We start from the raw sequence: 17,889 nt of genomic DNA on the forward strand, positions 1-17,889 counted from the left end.
GGACCCGCGCGGCCGCGAGCCTGTGCGTCGGCAGCGCCTCCGTGGCAGCCTCGAGGATCCGGTGCCGTGTCCGCTCCGCTCCCACGCCCTCACCGTACCCGCCGCACCGCGAGGCGCGGAGGGGCGCGGGGCGGCGGGTACGGTGAGGGCGTGGGAGCGGAGCGGACACGGCAGCGGATCCTCGAGGCGGCGACGGAGGAGTTCGCGGCGCACGGGCTGGCGGGAGCGCGGGTCGACCGCATCGCGGCACGGTCGGGGATGAGCAAGCCGATGCTGTACTCGCACCGGCCGACGGCGCGCGAGGCCGTCGCCGCCGTCGTCCGCGTCAGCGCGGAGGGGTACTCCGCGCCCGGCACTCCTGCCGGCTGCTTCGTGCTGAGCGAGCCGCGGCTCGAGGCCCGTCACCGCGAGATGGAGGCGCTCGTCGCTGCCCGGGTCGAACGCGGGATCGAGGAGGGCGACGTGCCGCCGGAGACGGACGCCGGATCCGTCGCCGCCTTCGTCGTCGCCGTGCTCAGCGGGATGTCGACGCAGGCCCGCGACGGAGCACCGGCGGACCGCATCGCGGTGATCGGCGAGCTCGCACTCGGCGCGCTGCCGGCGGCCACGGGCGTGCGAGCCGCAGGGCGCACGCCGGGAGCTCCCGGATGAGACTGCGTCGGCCGCGTCTCGGCCTCCTCGCCCTGGTCGTCGCGGGGCTGCTGCTGGTCCAGCCCGCCGCGGCCTCGGCGGCACCGCTGCTCCCTCCCGCGAACGGCGTCCTCGACTACCAGCTGGGAGGCGCCTACGCTCCGGCGTCGAGCGTCACCATCGTCGACCGCGACCGCACGGACGCGCCCGCCGCCGGCCGCTACAGCATCTGCTACGTGAACGCCTTCCAGACCCAGCCCGGCGAGAGCGCCGCCTTCGCGAAGCGGCACCCCGAGCTCCTGGTGAGGCGAGCGGACGGGAAGCCCCTCGCCGATCCGGGCTGGCCGGACGAGTACCTCTTCGACGTCTCGACCTCCGCGAAGCGGACCGCTCTGCTCGCGATCGTCGGCGCCTGGATCGACGGATGCGCCGAGGACGGCTTCGACGCCGTCGAGGCCGACAATCTGGACAGCTACACCCGCTCGGGCGGGAGGCTGACGAAGTCGCAGGCGCTGGCGTTCGCCACCCTCCTGACGGCGCGCGCTCACCGCTCCGGCCTGGCGATCGGCCAGAAGAACGGAGCCGATCTCGCCGCTGCCGGGAAGAGGACGGTCGGCTTCGACTTCGCCGTCGTCGAGGAGTGCCAGGTCTACGACGAGTGCGCGGCGTACACGGACGTCTACGGGCGCCAGGTCTACGAGATCGAGTACACCGACAACGGCCGGTCCGCCTACTCCGAGGCCTGCGCCGCGCAGGGCCGGAGCATCTCGGTCACCCTCCGCGACCGCGACGTCGTCCCCCGTGGCGCACCGGGCTACGTGAACCGGCACTGCTGACGCCGGGCGGACGCTACCGCAGGGCTCCCAGCACGACGGCCGCGGCGCGGGCGACCAGCGCGTCGTCGTAGTCCGCCTCGGGGTCGTTGCGCGTCGAGAGGATCGACAGCACGACCGCGTCCCGCCTGGGAGGCGTCACCACGGCGACGTCGTTGCGGATCCCGCCGGCGCCCCCGGACTTGTCCGCGACGCTCCAGCCGGCCGGAGCGCCCGCCCGGACGAGAGTGTCGCCGGTCGCGTTGCCGCTCATCCAGTCGAGCAGGAGCGCCCGGTCCTCCGCGGACAGCACGTCACCTGTGGCGACCGCGGCGAGGTCCGCCGTGAACGCGGCCGGGGTGGTGGTGTCGTCGATGCTGCCGGGCTCGATCGTGTTCAGAGCGGGCTCCTCGTTCACCACCTCGGTGGTGGTGTCGCCGAGAGCCTCGAGTCCACGGTCGAGGGCGGAGGGTCCGCCGAGGCGCCGGAGGACGAGATTCAGCGCTGTGTTGTCGCTCCGGCGGACGGCCGCCTCGGCGAGCTGCGACAGCGGCAGGCCGGTGGCGGTGCTCTCCTCCGTGACGGGGGAGTAGCCCGCCGCCTCGACGTCGGCGACGGTCCAGGTGACCACCTCGTCCCGCTCGGCGGCGGGGACGGTGCGCAGGAACTCCGCTGCGGCGAGGGCTTTGAGGCTCGAGGCGAAGCCGAAGCGCTCGTCGGCCCGGTGATGGACCCGGCGGCCCGAGCCGGTGTCGACGGCGCTGACGCCGATCCGGGCGTCGAACTCGTTCTCGAGCGCGGCCAGCTCGGCGGAGACGTCGATCGGAGGAGGGGTGGCGGAGGACACCGACGACGGCACCGAGGCGGACGACGGCGGCGCGACCGGGGTGTCCGCCGTGGTGGTGCACCCTGCGAGGGCCAGGAGGAGGGCGGAACTCGCGAGTGCGCGGAGGGTCCGCGACGACCCTCTCGAGCGGTTCACAGCGCGGAGTAGACGACGGAGAAGGCGACGGCGGCCGCCGCGGTGACGCCGAGCGCCGCGAGCGAGACGAGTGCCCGAGGCCTCCTCCGCACGACGGCCAGGACGAGGAAGCCCGCGCCCAGGACGATCTGGAGCCACCAGTACACCGGACTCGTGGTGTCGGCGACCGCGCCCAGCGCCCAGACGCCCTCGCCGATCAGCACGCCCGAGAGCGGCGCGACGGCCAGGACGCGCCACGTCCTCGAGCCGTGGAGGGTGAGTGCGGCGGCGGCGCCCAGGATCGGCCCGGCGGGGACGGCGAGCAGCCAGAAGACGTCCGTGAAGGGAGGCGAGTAGCCGAAGCCGCGCGCCGCGGTCACCAGGTCGTAGCCCTCGAGAAGCGCCCAGAAGCTCAGCAGGCCGAGCGCGGCCCCCGCTGCCGGTCGGGCGCCGCCGAGGCGCACGAGCGCGAACACGAGCATGGACCAGCCCCCGGAGGAGTTGGCGAACGAGCTCACCGACGGCGGGAGGAAGCCCTGCAGCAGGCTGGTGAGCCCGCCCAGGACGAGACCGCCGAGCAGGGCGACGAGCAGAGCACGCAGGAGAGGCGGGCGGGAGGCGGCAGGGGGCATGGGTCGATTCTCGGAGACGGCGGGCGGGTGCGGATCAGGGATGACCCTGATCTCGGGGTGCGGGTGGATCACAGGTCTTGGGGTGATCCGCGCCGCCCTGGTGCAGTTCTCCCCACCCCGGCTCGGCGGCCCCGGCGGCCGATACGATGGACCCCATGCCTCGGATCCGACAGTCAGATGTCGAGGAGGTCAAGGCGCGGGTGAACATCGGCGACGTGATCGGCGAGTACGTCACGCTGAAGTCGGCCGGCATCGGCTCGCTGAAGGGCCTCTGCCCCTTCCACGACGAGCGCAGCCCCAGCTTCCACGTCCGCCCGCAGGCCGGCTTCTACCACTGCTTCGGCTGCCAGGAGTCGGGCGACGTCTACAGCTTCGTCATGAAGATGGACCACAGCTCGTTCAGCGAGACCGTCGAGCGCCTCGCCGGGCGGATCGGTTTCCCGCTGCAGTACGAGGACGGCGACGGCCGCGCGCCCGAGACCGGCGGGCGAGCGCGCCTCCTCGCCGCGAACGACGCCGCGGAGGAGTACTTCCGCGAGCAGCTCGCGACCCCGGGCGCCGACGTCGGTCGGCGCTTCCTCGGCGAGCGGGGCTTCGACCGCGCCGCCGCCGACCGCTTCGGCGTCGGCTTCGCACCCGACGGCTGGGACGGGCTCACCACCGCGCTCAAGCGCCGCGGCTTCTCGGAGGAGGAGCTGACCACGGCCGGCCTGGTCAGCAGCAACAACCGCGGCGGCGTCTACGACCGCTTCCGCGGCCGCCTCGTCTGGCCGATCCGCGACGTGACCGGCCAGACCGTCGGCTTCGGCGCCCGCCGCCTCCTCGAGGAGGACAAGGGCCCCAAGTACCTCAACACCCCCGAGACGCCCGTCTACCACAAGTCCCAGGTGCTCTACGGGCTCGACCTCGCCAAGCGGGACATCTCCCGCGGGCACCGAGTGGTCGTCGTCGAGGGCTACACGGACGTCATGGCCTGCCACCTCGCCGGCGTCACCACCGCGGTCGCCACCTGCGGCACCTCCTTCGGCGTCGACCACATCAAGGTGCTGCGCCGGGTGCTGGGCGACGACAGCGGCGTCGGCGAGGTCGTCTTCACCTTCGACCCCGACGCGGCGGGCCAGAAGGCGGCGATGCGCGCGTTCCAGGAGGAGCACCGTTTCGCCGCGCAGACCTTCGTCGCCGTCGCGCCCGAGGGCCTGGACCCCTGCGACCTCCGCCTGAACCGCGGAGACGACGCCGTCCGCCGCCTCATCGACGACAAGAAGCCGATGTTCGAGTTCGTGATCCGGCAGCTGCTGGACCGCTACGACCTCGAGACGGTCGAGGGCCGGATCGCGGCCCTGCGCGCGGCCGCCCCGGTCGTCGCCGAGATCCGCGACCCGGCGCTGCGGCCCGGCTACTCCCGCGAGCTCGCCCGGATGCTCGGCCTGGACATGGCCGAGGTCAACTCCGCCGTGCGCTCCGCCGGATCCCGGCCCCGCTCCTCCGGACCCGAGGGCCGCGACCAGCAGGGCGGGCGGGGCGGCGGCGAATCGTCCGCGGCCGAGGCGCCCCTCGGCGCGCGCATCGCCGACCTCCCCGTCGACGTCGTCACGCGCATCGAGCGCGAGGCGCTGATGGCGATGCTCCAGCTTCCGCAGGCGATGGGTCCGGAGCTCCTGGCCCGGGCGGCGCACGCGGCGGTCACCAACGAGACCCTCCGCGTGGTCCGCGACGCCGTGGTCGCGAACCTCGAGCGGGCGGAGGACCGCGACTGGGTCGAGCACGTCGCCGACGACGTCCCCGGCCCCTTCGCCTCGCTGGTGCGCCAGCTCGCGGTGGCGCCGATCCCGGCCGCCGACGAGGAGGGGCTCGCCCGCTACTCCCGCGACGTGGCGATCTCGCTCATCGAGCGCGACCTGCTCCGCGAGATCGCCGAGCTGCGCGGGGCGCTCCAGCGCGCGTCCGCCGATCCGGTGATGGCGCGCGCGGTGCAGGTGCGCCTGGTCGAGCTCGAGCGCGAGAAGCGGGCGCTGCGCACGGAGTGAGCGTGTTGCGGTCGTGTGAAGAAATCGGCCGCACGCCCGTGCCGGTTCGGAGAGCGCTTCCAACTGTGTTACCTATGAGGAACAGCAATGCGGGCGTCCAGTGTCGTGACGCCACAGCCCACAGGAGATCTGTGTGCCGAGAGTCCGCGCGCCCGGAGCGCGCCCGCATCCCATCCTTGACAGGAAGAGGCAGACGGAGATGAATTCCGCATCCACTCGCGGCACCCGCGCACTGGCCGCCGCCGCAGGCTTCGCCGCGGTCGCGCTCGTGCTGACGGGCTGCGCCGCCGGCGGGAACGACTCGTCCGGCGGCAGCGCCGGAGGGGCCCTGACCATCGGCACCACCGACAAGATCACGACGCTCGACCCCGCGGGCTCCTACGACAACGGCTCGTTCGCCGTGATGAACCAGGTGTTCCCGTTCCTGATGAACACCCCGTACGGCAGCCCGGACGTCGAGCCCGACATCGCCGAGTCGGCGGAGTTCACCGCTCCCACGGAGTACACCGTGAAGTTGAAGGAGGGACTGAAGTGGGCCAACGGCCACGACCTCACCTCCTCCGACGTGAAGTTCTCCTTCGACCGCCAGGTCGGCATCGCGGCTGAGAACGGCCCGTCCTCGCTCCTGGCGAACCTCGACAGCGTCGCGGCTCCGGACGACACGACCGTGGTCTTCACGCTCAAGTCCGAGAACGACCAGACCTTCCCCCAGATCCTCTCGAGCCCCGCCGGCCCGATCGTGGACGAGGAGGTCTTCTCGGCCGACGAGCTGACCGCGGACGCCGACATCGTCTCGGGCGACGCCTTCGCCGGCCAGTACACGATCGCGAACTACGACGTGAACAACCTCATCCAGTACAAGGCGTACCCGGACTACCAGGGCGTTCTCGGCGAGGCGAAGACGGACACCGTCAACGTCAAGTACTACGCCGACTCGTCCAACCTCAAGCTGGACATCCAGGAGGGGAACATCGACGTCGCGTTCCGCAGCCTCTCGGCGACGGACATCGACGACCTCCGCGGCAACGACACGGTCAAGGTCGTGGACGGCCCCGGCGGCGAGATCCGCTACATCGTCTTCAACTTCGACACCCAGCCCTTCGGCGCGACGACCGGTGAGGCCGACAGCGCCAAGGCCCTCGCCGTGCGCCAGGCCGTCGCCGACCTGATCGACCGCGACGAGATCGCCGACCAGGTCTACAAGGGCACCTACACCCCCCTCTACTCCTACGTCCCCGCAGGCCTGACCGGCGCGGTCGAGCCGCTCAAGTCGCTCTACGGCGACGGCAACGGCGCGCCCGACGCCGACAAGGCGAAGGCGACCCTCGAGGCCGCCGGCGTCACCGCTCCGGTCACCCTGAACCTGCAGTACTCGAACGACCACTACGGTCCGTCCTCGGGCGACGAGTACGCGCTGATCAAGGACCAGCTGGAGTCGACCGGCCTCTTCACCGTGAACCTGCAGACCACGGAGTGGGTGCAGTACTCGAAGGACCGCTCGAGCGACGTCTACCCGGCCTACCAGCTCGGCTGGTTCCCCGACTACTCCGACGCCGACAACTACCTCTCGCCGTTCTTCATCAAGGAGAACTTCCTCGCGAACCACTTCGACGACGCCGAGGTGCAGAGCCTGATCGCACAGCAGGTCTCGACCACCGACGCCGACGCGCGCACCGCGCTGATCGAGCAGATCCAGGAGAAGGTCGCGGCGCAGCTCTCGACCGTCCCCTACCTGCAGGGCTCGCAGGTCGCGGTCGTCGGCAGCACCGTGAGCGGAGCCGAGGACACCCTCGACGCCTCGTTCAAGTTCCGCTACGCGGCACTCAGCAAGGGCTGATCCACCCCCCTCGCGGCCGGCGCCTCCCCGACAGGAGGCGCCGGCCGTTCTCCACGAAAGGCATCACGTGACGACAGCCACGACGGCTGCGGCGACGGCGCCCACCCGGCGACCGCGCGGCTCCGGGGGCGGACTCGGGCGCTACCTGCTCGTCCGCTTCCTGCTCATCATCCCCACCGTCTTCATCCTCGTGACGCTGGTGTTCCTCCTCATGCGCTCCACGGGCGACCCGATCACGGCGGCCCTCGGCGGCCGCCTGACCGCGGACCAGCTCGCCGAGCGTGTGGCCGCCGCCGGCTACGACCGGCCGCTGATCGTGCAGTACCTCGAGTACCTCGGCAAGCTGCTGACCGGCGACTTCGGCACCACTCTGAGCGACAACCGCCCCGTGACCGAGGTGCTCCTCACCTACGGCGCCGCGACGGTCGAGCTCGCCTTCTACGCCCTGATCGTGGCGTTCCTGGTCGGCATCCCGCTCGGGATGCTCGCCGCCTACCACCGCGACCGCACCCCCGACGCGGTGCTGCGCATCTTCGCGATCCTCTGCTACGCGACTCCGGTGTTCTTCGCGGGCCTGCTGCTGAAGCTGGTGTTCTCCGTCTGGCTGAAGTGGTTCCCCGTCGCCGGGCGCGCCTCGACGAGCACCGAGCTCTCGCTCCAGTTCCTCGAGAACAAGACCGGCATCTACCTGATCGACGCGATCCAGACCGGCGACCCGGCCGCGATCTCGGACGTGCTCTCGCACGCGGTGCTCCCCGCCGTCGCACTGGGACTGCTCACCGCGGGCATCTTCCTGCGCCTGGTGCGCACCAACGTGATCGGCACGCTCGGCACCGATTACGTGGACGCGGCGCGCTCGCGCGGCGTCAGCGAGTTCCGGCTCGTCCGCACCCACGCCTACCGGCCCGCGCTCATCCCGATCATCACTGTGATCGGCCTGCAGATCGCCCTGCTGCTCGGCGGCGCCGTCCTCACCGAGACCACCTTCGAGTGGAAGGGCCTCGGCTTCCAGCTCGCCGAGTACCTCCAGGCCCGCGACTTCGTGGCCGTGCAGGGCATCGTCGCCCTGCTCGCCGTCATCGTGGCGCTGACCAACTTCATCGTCGACGTCATCGCGGCGCTCATCGACCCGCGAGTGAGGTACTGAGCATGAGCACCACCTCCCCGGCGCGTCCGCGCCGCCGTCTCGTCGACCGTCTGCCGGTCGTCCACCAGCTCCGGCAGAGCGTCGGCCTCCAGCGGGGGATGCTCGTCACCGGCCTGATCATCACCGGCGCGTTCCTGCTGGTGGCCCTGTTCGCGCCCCTCATCGCGCCCTACGGATACTCGCAGCTGCGCTCGGGCGGCGAGTCGTTCGGCGCGCAGGAGCCGCCGAGCGCGGAGCATCTGCTCGGCACCACCGTCGGCGGCTACGACGTCCTCTCGCGAGTGATCTGGGGAGCGCAGACCGCGTTCCTCGTGATCGTCGTCGCCGTGGTCCTGTCGATCTTCCTCGGCGTCTTCCTCGGCCTTGTCTCCGGCTACCTCGGCGGTTGGCTCGACCGCGTGCTCGTCGTGATCTGCGACGCGATCTACGCGTTCCCGACCCTGCTGCTGGCGATCGTGATGTCGATCGTCATCTCCGGCGGGCAGTCGAACCTCTGGGCCGGCATCTTCGCCGCGGCGGTCTCGATCACCGTGGTCTACATCCCGCAGTACTTCCGCGTGATCCGGGCCGAGACCGTGCGGATCAAGGGCGACGCCTTCGTCGAGTCGGCGAAGGTCATCGGAGCGTCGACGCCCCGGATCATGTTCCGCCACGTCCTGCGGAACGCGACGCGCACGCTGCCGCTGATCTTCACGCTGAACTCCTCCGAGGCGATCCTGACCCTCGCCGGCCTGGGCTTCCTCGGCTTCGGCATCGAGCCGACGTCGGCCGCGGAGTGGGGCTACGACCTCAACAAGGCGCTGTCGGACGTCACGAGCGGCATCTGGTGGACCTCGGTCTTCCCGGGCCTGGCGATCGTGCTCGTGGTGCTGGGCATCACCCTCGTGGGCGAGAGCCTGAACGACCTCGCCGACCCGCGCCTGCGCGGTCGGCGCGCGGTGGCCGCCGGTGCCGGCGACGTCGCCGCGACGTCCGTCGTGCCGGGCGGCGTCCTCGCCGCCGACGGCCTGGAGACGCCGGGGCACGACCCCGTCGCCGAAGTGGAGGAGACGCGATGAGCGACCAGCGCATCGTCCGGGACGCCTCAGCGCGTCCGATCGTGGACATCACCGACCTCGAGGTCGCCTTCGCGAGCGACCGCGGCGCCGTCCGCGCCGTCGCCGGGGTGAGCCTGCGCGTCGAGCGCGGCGAGGTCCTGGCGATCGTCGGAGAGTCCGGCAGCGGCAAGACCGTGACCGCGAAGACCATCCTCGGCCTCCTGCCCGAGACGGCCACCGCCTCCGGAGTGGTCCTGCTCTCGAAGAAGGACGGCAGCGCGGCGACCGATGTCGTCTCCGTGCCGAAGGCCCGCCTCCGGGAGCTGCGCGGCACCGACGTCGCCATGGTCTTCCAGGAGCCGGGCACCGCCCTCAACCCGGTCTTCACGGTGGGCTGGCAGATCGCGGAGGGACTGCGCGCTCACGGCTCCGTCTCAAAGAAGGAGGCGCGCAAGCGCGCGGTCGACGTCCTGCGCACCGTCGGCATCCCGGAGCCGGAGAAGCGGGTCGACTACTACCCGCACCAGTTCTCGGGCGGCCAGAAGCAGCGCGTCGTCATCGCGATGGCCCTGGTCCTGGATCCCGGCCTGATCGTCGCGGACGAGCCGACCACCGCGCTCGACGTGACCGTGCAGGCCGAGATCCTCGACCTGCTCCGCCGGTGCCGCGACGAGTTCGGCACCTCGATCGTGCTGATCACCCACAACATGGGCGTCGTCGCCGATCTGGCCGACCGCGTCGCCGTGATGTACCAGGGCGAGCTGGTCGAGGAGGCGACGGTCTCCGAGCTGTTCTCGGCGCCGAAGGCCGAGTACACGAGGAAGCTCCTCGCCGCCGTCCCGCACGTGGGCCAGGGCGTCGAGCGCGCCCGCGTCCGCGCCGTCGAGCGCGCCGAGGCCCCCGAGGCCGAGACGCTCGTCGCCGCCGAGGGCCTGCGGATCCAGTACCCCGGCCGGCTCGGCCGTCCCGGCTTCGTCGCGGTCGACGGCGTCTCGCTGCGCATCCGAGCGGGCGAGGTGCTGGGCCTCGTCGGCGAGAGCGGCTCGGGCAAGACCACCATCGGGCGCGCCATCGCGGGCCTGACGCCGGTGACCGGCGGGTCGCTGAAGGTCCTCGGCAAGGAGATGCGCGGCATCCGCGAGCGCGCCTTCCGGCCGGTCCGCGGCGACATCGGCTTCGTGTTCCAGGACCCGGCGTCGAGCTTCAACCCGCTGCTCACCATCGCGGAGTGCGTGGCCGAGCCGCTGATCGTGCACGGGCGGGCCGGCGACGCCGCCGGGGCGCGCTCGCGCGTCGACGAGCTCCTGGAGGCGGTGCAGCTGCCGCGCTCCTACGGCGACCGCTACCCGCACGAGCTCTCCGGCGGCCAGCGCCAGCGCGCCAGCCTCGCCCGGGCCCTCGCCCTCGAGCCGAAGCTGCTGATCGCCGACGAGCCGACCTCGGCGCTCGACGTGTCGGTGCAGGCCCGCGTGCTCGAGCTGTTCGCCGAGCTGCAGCGCGAGTTCGGCTTCGCCTCGCTGTTCATCAGCCACGACCTCGCCGTGGTCGACCTGCTCGCCGACCGCATCGCGGTGCTCTACCGCGGCGAGCTGGTCGAGGAGGGGACGGGGGCCGAGGTGCTCGCCGCGCCGAAGCACCCCTACACGCAGCGCCTGCTCGCCTCCCTGCCCGTGCCCGACCCGGTCGAGCAGGCCTCGAGGCGCGAGCTCCTGCGCAGCATCGTCGAGGCGGAGCGCCGGGCGTGAGCCGGACCGCCGAAGATCAGGCCCCCATCGTCGTCGACGACCTCAGCGTCGAGTACCCGCCGCGCGGCATCAGCCGCCGGTGGACGGCGCTGCGGGGAGTGAGCCTCCGCGTGGAGCCGGGGGAGGTGCTCGGGATCCTCGGAGGCAGCGGCTCGGGCAAGTCCACGCTCGCGCGCGTGCTCGGCGGCGACGGCCTGGGGCACGACGGAGGCCGCACGCGCCCGGTGATCATCGGAGGGGACGCGACGGTCGCGGGGCACCGCCTCCGCTCGCTCCCCGCCCGCGAGCTCAAGCGCTTCACCGTCGACGTCGCGCATCTCGCGCAGGACGCCGGAGCGGCCCTCCGCCCCGAGCTGACCGTCTCGGAGCTGATCGCCGAGCCGATCTTCCTCCGCGACCGCCACTACGACCCGAAGGCCGCGGCGGTGCGGGTGGCGACGCTGCTCGACTCCGTGCACCTGCCGCTGTTCCTGCTCGACCGCTACCCCTACGAGCTCTCCAGCGGCCAGCGCCAGCGCGTGGCCGTGGCCCGCTCGCTCGTGCTCGGGCCGAAGGTGCTGATCGCCGACGAGCCGACCTCGGGCATCGACGCGACGGTGCGCGAGTCGATCGTCGACCTCCTCGCCGACCTGCGGCGCCGGGAGGGATTCGCGGCCGTCGTGGTCAGCCACGACATCGACGTGCTGAGCCGGGCGACCGACCGGATCGCCGTGCTCGTCGGCGGCGAGGTCGTCGCGTACGGGCCGCTGCTGGACGTGCTGATCGAGGCCCGGCACCCCTACGTGCGCGAGCTCGGAGCGGCCTTCGCCGAGTACGAGCGCTTCGACGCCTCCCGAGCGCAGCGCGTCGAGGCGGCCGACCAGTGACCGTCCCGCGCGTCGCGGTGCTCCCGCGGCCGAAGCCGGTGTTCGCCGAGGCGGTCGAGTCGGGCGGTGGAGTGGTCGTCGGACTCGACGGGAGTCCGGACGCGCTGCTCTGGCTGTCCTACGGCCGCACGGACGAGCTGGCCGCTGTGCTGGAGGAGCACCCGTCGATCCGCTGGGTGCAGCTGCCCTGGGCCGGCGTCGACGTCTTCGCGCCCGTGCTCGCCGCGTCTCGCGCGGACGTGGTCTGGACCAGCGCCAAGGGCGCCTACGCGGAGCCGGTGGCGGAGCACGCGCTCGCGCTGGTGCTCGCCCTCCTGCGCTCGCTGCCGGAGCGGGCGCGCGCCGCGTCGTGGGGGCCGAAGAAGGCGGTCACGCTGCACCGCGCCTCCGTGGTGATCGTCGGAGCAGGAGGGATCGCTCGCGAGCTCCTGCGGCTGCTCGCCGTCTTCGACTGCCGGGTGACGATCGTCCGCCGCGGAGACGAGCCGGTGGAGGGCGCGGCCCGCACCCTGCCGGCGTCGCGGCTCGCCGAGGCCGCGGCGGACGCCGACGTGCTGGTCCTTGCCGCCGCCGCCACCGCGGGCACGGAGCGGATGGTCGACGCGGGTCTGCTCGCGCGGCTCCCCGCCCACGCCGTGCTCGTCAACGTCGCCCGGGGGAGCCTCGTCGACACGGACGCGCTCGTCGCGGCCCTCGCCGAAGGCCGTCTCGCGGGCGCCGCGCTCGACGTGACGGACCCCGAGCCGCTGCCGGACGGGCATCCGCTCTGGAGCGAGCCCCGGTGCCTGATCACGCCCCACAGCGCGGACACCCCCGAGATCACCGCGCCGCTCCTGGCCGAGCGCGTGCGCGCCAACGTGGCCGCCTGTGCCGCCGGCGGGCCGTTCGTCGGCCGCGTCGACCCGGGCTCCGGCTACTGAGTGCGCGCCCGATTTTGCGTTCGCGGAGAGTTTGCTAAAGTAGTACCGCGCTGATCGCCTCCGGGTGGTCGGATGATCCTCGATAGCTCAATTGGCAGAGCAATCGGCTGTTAACCGGTAGGTTCTTGGTTCGAGTCCAAGTCGGGGAGCGAAGGGTCCGGGACTCCACTCTCGGGCCCTTTTTTCGTGCCCGCGAGCGGTCGCTCTCGAGGGCCCACCCGCTCGGACCGACGATCGGAGGCGCGATGCGCGAGGACGTGCTCGGTCTCCTGCGCCGCCGCCCCGACGTCGAGGCGCCGGATCTCGTCGCCGTCGACGCCAGCGACCGCCTGCTGCTCGACCTCGCCGCCGATCGCGGCCGCCTCGCCGTGATCGGGGACGCCTACGGGGCGCTGAGCCTCGGCCTCGCCGCCGACGGACGTGCCGTGCGCGTCGTGCAGGACTCGATCACCGCCGAGCGCGCTCTGGCGCAGAATCTCGAGACGGTGCGGGGGTCGGGCGTCGACCTCGCGCCGATCGAGATCGTCGACTCCGTCGCGGAGGCCGTCCGCGACGCCGACGCGGTGCTCCTGCGCCTGCCGCGCTCACTCGACGCCCTGGCCGCCGTCGCGGCCGGGACCGCACTCGCGAACCCGGCGGCGACCCTGATCGGCGCCGGCCGCATCAAGCACATGACCCGCACGATGAACGACGTGCTCGCCGTGCGCTACGAGCGGATCGACGTCTCCCTCGCCCGGCAGAAGTCGCGCGCCCTGCTCGCGAGCGGCGCGCTCCCCGACCAGCCGCCCGCGCCCGGGCCCGAGCGGCGCCGTCTGGACGAGCTCGACCTCGAGGTCGTCGCACTGCCGGGAGCCTTCGCAGGTGCACGACTGGACCTCGGCACCCGCGCCCTCCTCGCCGCCCTCGATCTCGACTCCCTCCCCCCGGGCACCGCACTCGACCTCGGCTGCGGAACCGGCGTGCTCGCCGCCGTGGTGGCCCGGGCCCGCCCCGACCTCGCCGTGATCGCGACGGACACCTCGCGTGCCGCGGTCGAGTCCGCCCGGGCGACCGCGGCGGCCAATGGGCTCGCCGTCCGCGTCCTCCGCGACGACAACGCTTCGACGCTGGAGGCGTCCTCCGTCGACGTCGTGCTCTGCAATCCGCCGTTCCACTCCGACGGTGCCGTCACCGACCTCGTCGCCCGGCGCATGCTGCGCGCGGCCGGCCGCGTGCTGCGCCCCGGAGGCGTGCTGTGGACGGTCTTCAACTCCCACCTCGCGCATCCGGCCGAGCTGCGCCGCGCGGTCGGGCCGACCACGGTGGTGGCGCGCGACCGCCGCTTCACCGTCACCCGCTCCGTGCGCTCCGACGGCTGAGTACGGCTCCGCAACCCCCTCCGCGGCCTCAGGTCCGCTGTCCGCGGCGCGGGTACGATCTCTCTCCGGCGCTCCTGTGCCGAACCCGTCCCGTCCCCCCCGGAGGCCGTCGTGCTCGAAGTCGTCCTCGTCCTCGCCCTGATCGCCCTGGTCGCGGTCGTCGTGCTGTGGCGCCGCGCCGTCGGCGCCGAGCGCCGTGCCGCCGAGAGCCGTGCGGAGGAGGCGGCGCGCGTCGTCCGCCTCGAGCTGGCGGTCGGCGAGCAGGAGGCGAGGCTCCGCATCGTCGGCGAGCTCGAGCAGCTCGCGGTCCGCAGCGCCGCGCACGTCGTCGAGGAGGCCGAGAGCGTCCGGCTCACGATCGACCGCGACCCCGCCGCAGCCGCGCGGTCGGCGCAGCGGGCAGTGCGGGCGGCCGAGGCCTCGATGGCGCAGCTGCGCCGCATCGCGACCGTCGCCTCCGTCGATCCGGGGGAGCTGCCGCGCACCGGCGGCTCCGTCCCCCTGATCGAGGGCGCCCGCGAGCGAGGCCTGAGCGTCCGCGAGGAGTCGTTCGGCGAGCCGTTCCCGCTGCAGGACGGCGCCGAGGTGGCCGTGCTCCGGGTGCTCGAGTACGCCTTCGACTCGGCGCTGGAGACCGGCGGCGCGGGGACCGAGGTCCGCATCAGCTCCCGATGGACGACCACCGGCCTCCGGGTGGAGGTCGACGACGACCGCGAGCAGCACGGCGCTGCGGAGCAGGACGCCAGCGCTCTCGAGGCGGATCTGCGCTCGCTCACCGAGCGCATCGACAGCCCCGCGCTCGCCGAGCTGCGCGAGCGGGCCGCCCTCTTCGGCGGTGACGTGACCGAGAAGCGGACGCCCGGCGTCGGCCGGAGCGTCACCGCCTCGTTCCCCGCGATCCGCCACCACAACGGCGTGCACGGGGTCGACCTGGCCTGAGTCAGTCCTCGAGGTGCTCCACGCCGGGCAGCCACGAGACGCCGGGGCCGCCCCAGCCGCGCTTCCGGGTGATCTTCGCGACCGGCTTGTGGTAGTCGTGCTCGAGGCGGTCGATGTAGAGCACGCCGTCGAGGTGGTCGAACTCGTGCTGGAACACGCGGGCGAACCAGCCGTCCGCGACGATCTCGAACGGCTCCTGCTCGAGGTCGACCGCGCGGAGGATCGCGCGCTCGGAGCGGCGGAGCGGGAAGCGCTCGCCGGGGAAGGAGAGGCACCCCTCCGACTCCGTGTCCTCGTCCGCCTCGCCGAGCGGGGTCGGCGTGACGAACAGCTCGGGGTTGATCGCGACGCCGCGGCGGGGGGTGCCGTCGTCGTCGGCGTAGTCGTAGACGAACAGGCGCAGCGGGACGCCGACCTGCGGGCCGGCGAGGCCGACTCCGGGGGCGGTGTCCATCGTCTCGAACATGTCGGCGACGAGGGTGCGCAGCGCATCGTCGAACTCGGTGACGGGGGCGGCGGGGGAGTGCAGGACGGGGTCGCCGGCGATGCGGATGGGGAGGACGGCCATGGTGGACAGGGTACCGCGGGGCCGCCGACCGGGTCCGCGAGGATCATCCGCTGGGCTCAGCCCCTCACCCGTGCGTCGGAGGACTCCCGGAGGCGTTCTGGGTAGGGTCGACCCATGCCCGCCGATCTCGCCGAACTCCTCAACGACCCGGCGAAGTTCATCGGCATCCCGATCGCTCTCGTGGGCGCGGTGTTCCTCTCCCTCGGCGCGCAGTTCCAGCACCGGGGAGTGGCGAAGGTGGAGCGGTTCTCGAAGCGCTCCGGCTCCTCCGGGCTCAGCGGCGGCCAGCTGGTCGCGCTGCTCTCGCGCCCCTCGTGGGTGATCGGCACCCTGCTCCTGGGTCTCGCGATCGTCTTCCAGCTGACGAGCCTCGGCTTCTCCCCGCTCATCGTGGTGCAGCCGCTCGGAGCGGTGGCGCTCGTGATCACCGCGGTCGTCAACGCGCGGGTCAGCCGGGTGCGCCTGAACGCGGCGTCGATCCGGGCGATCGTGCTCTGCGTCGGAGGCGTCGGCACGTTCGTCCTCGTAGCGGCGTTCAACGCGGTCGACAAGTCCATCCAGACGCCCGAGCTCATCACGATCCTCGTGATCCTCGCCGTGGTGCTCACGGTCTTCGTCGTCGCCTTCCGCGTCTTCCGCCGCGGAGCGAAGGCGATCTTCTACATCGTGGGCGCCGGAGTGGTCTACGGCTTCGTCGCGACTCTCGCGAAGGTCGTGCTCAACCGCATCAAGTACGGCGAGTTCGACCCGCTGACGGTGGTCTGCATCGTGGCGCTCCTGGCCGCGACCGCGCTCGGCGGGTACTTCGTTCAGAACGCCTACTCCTCCGGCCCGCCGGACCTCGTCGTGGCGGGCCTCACCGTCATCGACCCGCTGGTCGCCGTCGCGATCGGCATCGTCGTGCTCGGAGAGGCGCAGTACGCGGCCCCGTGGGCGATCCCGCTCTTCATCGCGGCCGGTGCCGTCGCCATCTACGGCGTCTTCCTCCTCGCCAAGCACCACCCGCAGGCGCGCTGACGGCGCGGGATCCCGAGTGGTGAGGACTCCTCTGCCTACAATGGGTCCGCGCCGAGAGCCACGAAACCGACCGACCTCCGCCGATCGCTCCCTTCTCTCCCCGAGCGGCACGACACCGATAGGACCTCCCGTGTCAGATCCCCGCGACGCGTCCCGACCGGGATCGCCCGACTCCCGACCGCTGACGGTCGTGATCGGCTGCGACACCTTCGCTCCCGACGTGAACGGAGCCGCGAAGTTCGCCGAGCGCCTCGCCGCCGGTCTCGCGCAGCGCGGCCACGAGGTCCACGTCGTCGCCCCCTCGGCCGACGGCTGGAGCGGCACCCGGGTCGAGACGCACGAGGGCCAGCGGATCATCGTGCACCGGCTCTACAGCTGGCGCTGGTACCCGCACGACTGGCTGCGCTTCGCGATGCCGTGGCGCATCCGGCAGAACAGCGCGCGCATCCTCGACGAGGTGAAGCCCGACGTCGTGCACTTCCAGTCGCACATCATCGTCGGCCGCGGCCTCGGGATCGAGGCGGCCAAGCGCGGCATCCGCATCGTCGGCACGAACCACTTCATGCCCGAGAACATGCTCGAGTTCACCCTCCTGCCGAAGGCCGTGCAGGCCAAGGCCGTGGCAATGGCGTGGCGGGCCGCGCGCCGCACCTTCGGCCGGGCGGAGGCGGTCACCACGCCGACCCGCAAGGCCGCGCAGTTCCTCGAGAAGTACACGGGCCTCCGGGGCGTCCACGCCATCTCCTGCGGCATCGACGCCGACAACTACACGCCCGACTTCTCGGCCCGCGCCGGCGACTCGATCCTCTTCGTCGGCCGCGTGACCGGCGAGAAGCACATCGACGTCCTGCTCCGCGCCGTCGCCCTGCTCGATCCGGCGCTCGACGCGAAGCTCGAGATCGTCGGCGGCGGCGACCAGATGCGCAACCTCCAGCAGCTCGCCGCGACCCTCGGCATCGCCGACCGCGTGCGCTTCACCGGCTACGTCTCGGACGCCGAGCTCAAGGAGGCGTACACGCGCGCCACCGTGTTCGCCATGCCGTCCATCGCCGAGCTGCAGAGCATCGCGACGATGGAGGCGATGGCCTCGGCCCTCCCCGTCGTCGCCGCCGACGCGATGGCCCTCCCGCACCTCGTCCACGACGGCGAGAACGGCTACCTCTTCGCGCCGGGCAGCGCCGAGGCCCTCGCCGACCGCCTCACCGCCGTGCTCACGGCCGACCAGGAGGACCTCGAGGCGATGAAGCGCGCCTCCCTCCAAATCGTCGCCGCGCACGACATCAACCGCACGATCAGCACCTTCGAGAGCCTGTATCGTGGGGAGCCGGTGGCCGATCCGGCCTCCGACGCAGCGTCCGCACCCGCCGCCACCTGACGGCCGCTCGGACGGCCG

The 17,889-nt window shown here is 72.5% G+C and carries 16 protein-coding genes and 1 tRNA gene; 14 read left to right on the plus strand and 3 right to left on the minus strand.

The window, feature by feature from the left end:
- Positions 1–150 precede the first annotated feature (150 nt).
- Together C5C56_RS18335 and C5C56_RS12655 are read left to right on the plus strand one after the other, a co-directional pair.
- Complete coding sequence (locus C5C56_RS18335) at positions 151–651, plus strand: TetR family transcriptional regulator (protein ID WP_181027184.1); 501 nt, start codon at positions 151–153, stop codon at positions 649–651.
- Positions 648–1,466, plus strand: a complete 819-nt coding sequence (locus C5C56_RS12655) for an endo alpha-1,4 polygalactosaminidase (RefSeq protein WP_104247510.1) — start codon at positions 648–650, stop codon at positions 1,464–1,466. Before C5C56_RS18335 ends, C5C56_RS12655 begins: the two co-directional genes overlap by 4 nt.
- 13 nt (positions 1,467–1,479) lie before the next feature.
- Here the strand turns inward: C5C56_RS12655 and bla are convergent, their stop codons facing one another.
- Both bla and C5C56_RS12665 read right to left on the minus strand, forming a co-directional pair.
- Positions 1,480–2,424, minus strand: a complete 945-nt coding sequence (gene bla, locus C5C56_RS12660) for a class A beta-lactamase (protein ID WP_104319729.1) — start codon at positions 2,422–2,424, stop codon at positions 1,480–1,482.
- Positions 2,421–3,035, minus strand: coding sequence for a DUF6518 family protein (locus C5C56_RS12665; protein WP_181137604.1), 615 nt, complete (start codon positions 3,033–3,035; stop codon positions 2,421–2,423). Before C5C56_RS12665 ends, bla begins: the two co-directional genes overlap by 4 nt.
- Positions 3,036–3,190: 155 nt before the next feature.
- Here C5C56_RS12665 and dnaG point away from each other — a divergent pair, with 155 nt between their 5' ends.
- The 10 genes from dnaG (at position 3,191) to C5C56_RS12715 (ending at position 14,911) form a co-directional block, all read left to right on the plus strand.
- On the plus strand, positions 3,191–5,062 hold the full coding sequence (dnaG, locus tag C5C56_RS12670) for a DNA primase (protein WP_104269262.1): 1,872 nt from the start codon (positions 3,191–3,193) through the stop codon (positions 5,060–5,062).
- A gap of 199 nt (positions 5,063–5,261) precedes the next feature.
- On the plus strand, positions 5,262–6,899 hold the full coding sequence (locus C5C56_RS12675) for an ABC transporter substrate-binding protein (protein WP_104223443.1): 1,638 nt from the start codon (positions 5,262–5,264) through the stop codon (positions 6,897–6,899).
- A gap of 67 nt (positions 6,900–6,966) precedes the next feature.
- Complete coding sequence (locus C5C56_RS12680) at positions 6,967–8,046, plus strand: ABC transporter permease (protein WP_104223444.1); 1,080 nt, start codon at positions 6,967–6,969, stop codon at positions 8,044–8,046.
- 2 nt (positions 8,047–8,048) lie between these two features.
- Complete coding sequence (locus C5C56_RS12685; RefSeq protein WP_104319730.1) at positions 8,049–9,104, plus strand: ABC transporter permease; 1,056 nt, start codon at positions 8,049–8,051, stop codon at positions 9,102–9,104.
- On the plus strand, positions 9,101–10,828 hold the full coding sequence (locus C5C56_RS12690) for an ABC transporter ATP-binding protein (protein ID WP_104308348.1): 1,728 nt from the start codon (positions 9,101–9,103) through the stop codon (positions 10,826–10,828). Before C5C56_RS12685 ends, C5C56_RS12690 begins: the two co-directional genes overlap by 4 nt.
- Positions 10,825–11,694 carry an ATP-binding cassette domain-containing protein gene (locus tag C5C56_RS12695; RefSeq protein ID WP_167305248.1) on the plus strand — a complete coding sequence of 290 codons (870 nt, stop codon included), beginning with the start codon at positions 10,825–10,827 and terminating at the stop codon, positions 11,692–11,694. The genes C5C56_RS12690 and C5C56_RS12695 overlap by 4 nt, the downstream gene beginning before the upstream one ends.
- Positions 11,691–12,614 (plus strand): NAD(P)-dependent oxidoreductase, encoded by a 924-nt coding sequence (locus tag C5C56_RS12700; RefSeq protein WP_258064092.1) that lies wholly within the window; start codon positions 11,691–11,693, stop codon positions 12,612–12,614. The genes C5C56_RS12695 and C5C56_RS12700 overlap by 4 nt, the downstream gene beginning before the upstream one ends.
- Positions 12,615–12,690: 76 nt before the next feature.
- Positions 12,691–12,763, plus strand: a tRNA-Asn gene (locus tag C5C56_RS12705).
- A 96-nt stretch (positions 12,764–12,859) separates the two neighbouring features.
- Positions 12,860–13,972 carry a class I SAM-dependent methyltransferase gene (locus tag C5C56_RS12710; protein WP_104319731.1) on the plus strand — a complete coding sequence of 371 codons (1,113 nt, stop codon included), beginning with the start codon at positions 12,860–12,862 and terminating at the stop codon, positions 13,970–13,972.
- Between the two features lie 111 nt (positions 13,973–14,083).
- Positions 14,084–14,911 (plus strand): hypothetical protein, encoded by an 828-nt coding sequence (locus C5C56_RS12715; RefSeq protein ID WP_104319732.1) that lies wholly within the window; start codon positions 14,084–14,086, stop codon positions 14,909–14,911.
- A 1-nt stretch (position 14,912) separates the two neighbouring features.
- Here the strand turns inward: C5C56_RS12715 and def are convergent, their stop codons facing one another.
- Positions 14,913–15,479, minus strand: coding sequence for a peptide deformylase (gene def / locus C5C56_RS12720; RefSeq protein WP_104223450.1), 567 nt, complete (start codon positions 15,477–15,479; stop codon positions 14,913–14,915).
- A 114-nt stretch (positions 15,480–15,593) separates the two neighbouring features.
- Between def and C5C56_RS12725 the strand changes: the two genes are divergently transcribed.
- Both C5C56_RS12725 and C5C56_RS12730 read left to right on the plus strand, forming a co-directional pair.
- Entirely contained in the window at positions 15,594–16,496 is a 903-nt protein-coding gene (locus C5C56_RS12725; protein ID WP_104234188.1) for a DMT family transporter, read from the plus strand.
- Between the two features lie 130 nt (positions 16,497–16,626).
- The gene (locus C5C56_RS12730) at positions 16,627–17,871 is read left to right on the plus strand and encodes a glycosyltransferase (protein ID WP_258063521.1); all 1,245 of its coding nucleotides are present in this window, start codon (positions 16,627–16,629) and stop codon (positions 17,869–17,871) included.
- Positions 17,872–17,889 lie beyond the last annotated feature (18 nt).

Origin of the sequence: Rathayibacter sp. AY1D1, from assembly GCF_002932635.1 — a bacterium.
Classification (GTDB): domain Bacteria; phylum Actinomycetota; class Actinomycetes; order Actinomycetales; family Microbacteriaceae; genus Rathayibacter.

Excerpts from the sequence above, each read along its gene's own strand:
- dnaG (WP_104269262.1), top strand. The coding sequence starts at position 3,191 with ATGCCTCGGATCCGACAGTCAGATGTCGAGGAGGTCAAGGCGCGGGTG.
- C5C56_RS12685 (WP_104319730.1), top strand. The coding sequence starts at position 8,049 with ATGAGCACCACCTCCCCGGCGCGTCCGCGCCGCCGTCTCGTCGACCGT.
- C5C56_RS12675 (WP_104223443.1), top strand. The coding sequence starts at position 5,262 with ATGAATTCCGCATCCACTCGCGGCACCCGCGCACTGGCCGCCGCCGCA.
- C5C56_RS12725 (WP_104234188.1), top strand. The coding sequence starts at position 15,594 with ATGCCCGCCGATCTCGCCGAACTCCTCAACGACCCGGCGAAGTTCATC.
- C5C56_RS12665 (WP_181137604.1), bottom strand. The coding sequence starts at position 3,035 with ATGCCCCCTGCCGCCTCCCGCCCGCCTCTCCTGCGTGCTCTGCTCGTC.
- C5C56_RS12690 (WP_104308348.1), top strand. The coding sequence starts at position 9,101 with ATGAGCGACCAGCGCATCGTCCGGGACGCCTCAGCGCGTCCGATCGTG.
- def (WP_104223450.1), bottom strand. The coding sequence starts at position 15,479 with ATGGCCGTCCTCCCCATCCGCATCGCCGGCGACCCCGTCCTGCACTCC.
- C5C56_RS12655 (WP_104247510.1), top strand. The coding sequence starts at position 648 with ATGAGACTGCGTCGGCCGCGTCTCGGCCTCCTCGCCCTGGTCGTCGCG.
- C5C56_RS12710 (WP_104319731.1), top strand. The coding sequence starts at position 12,860 with ATGCGCGAGGACGTGCTCGGTCTCCTGCGCCGCCGCCCCGACGTCGAG.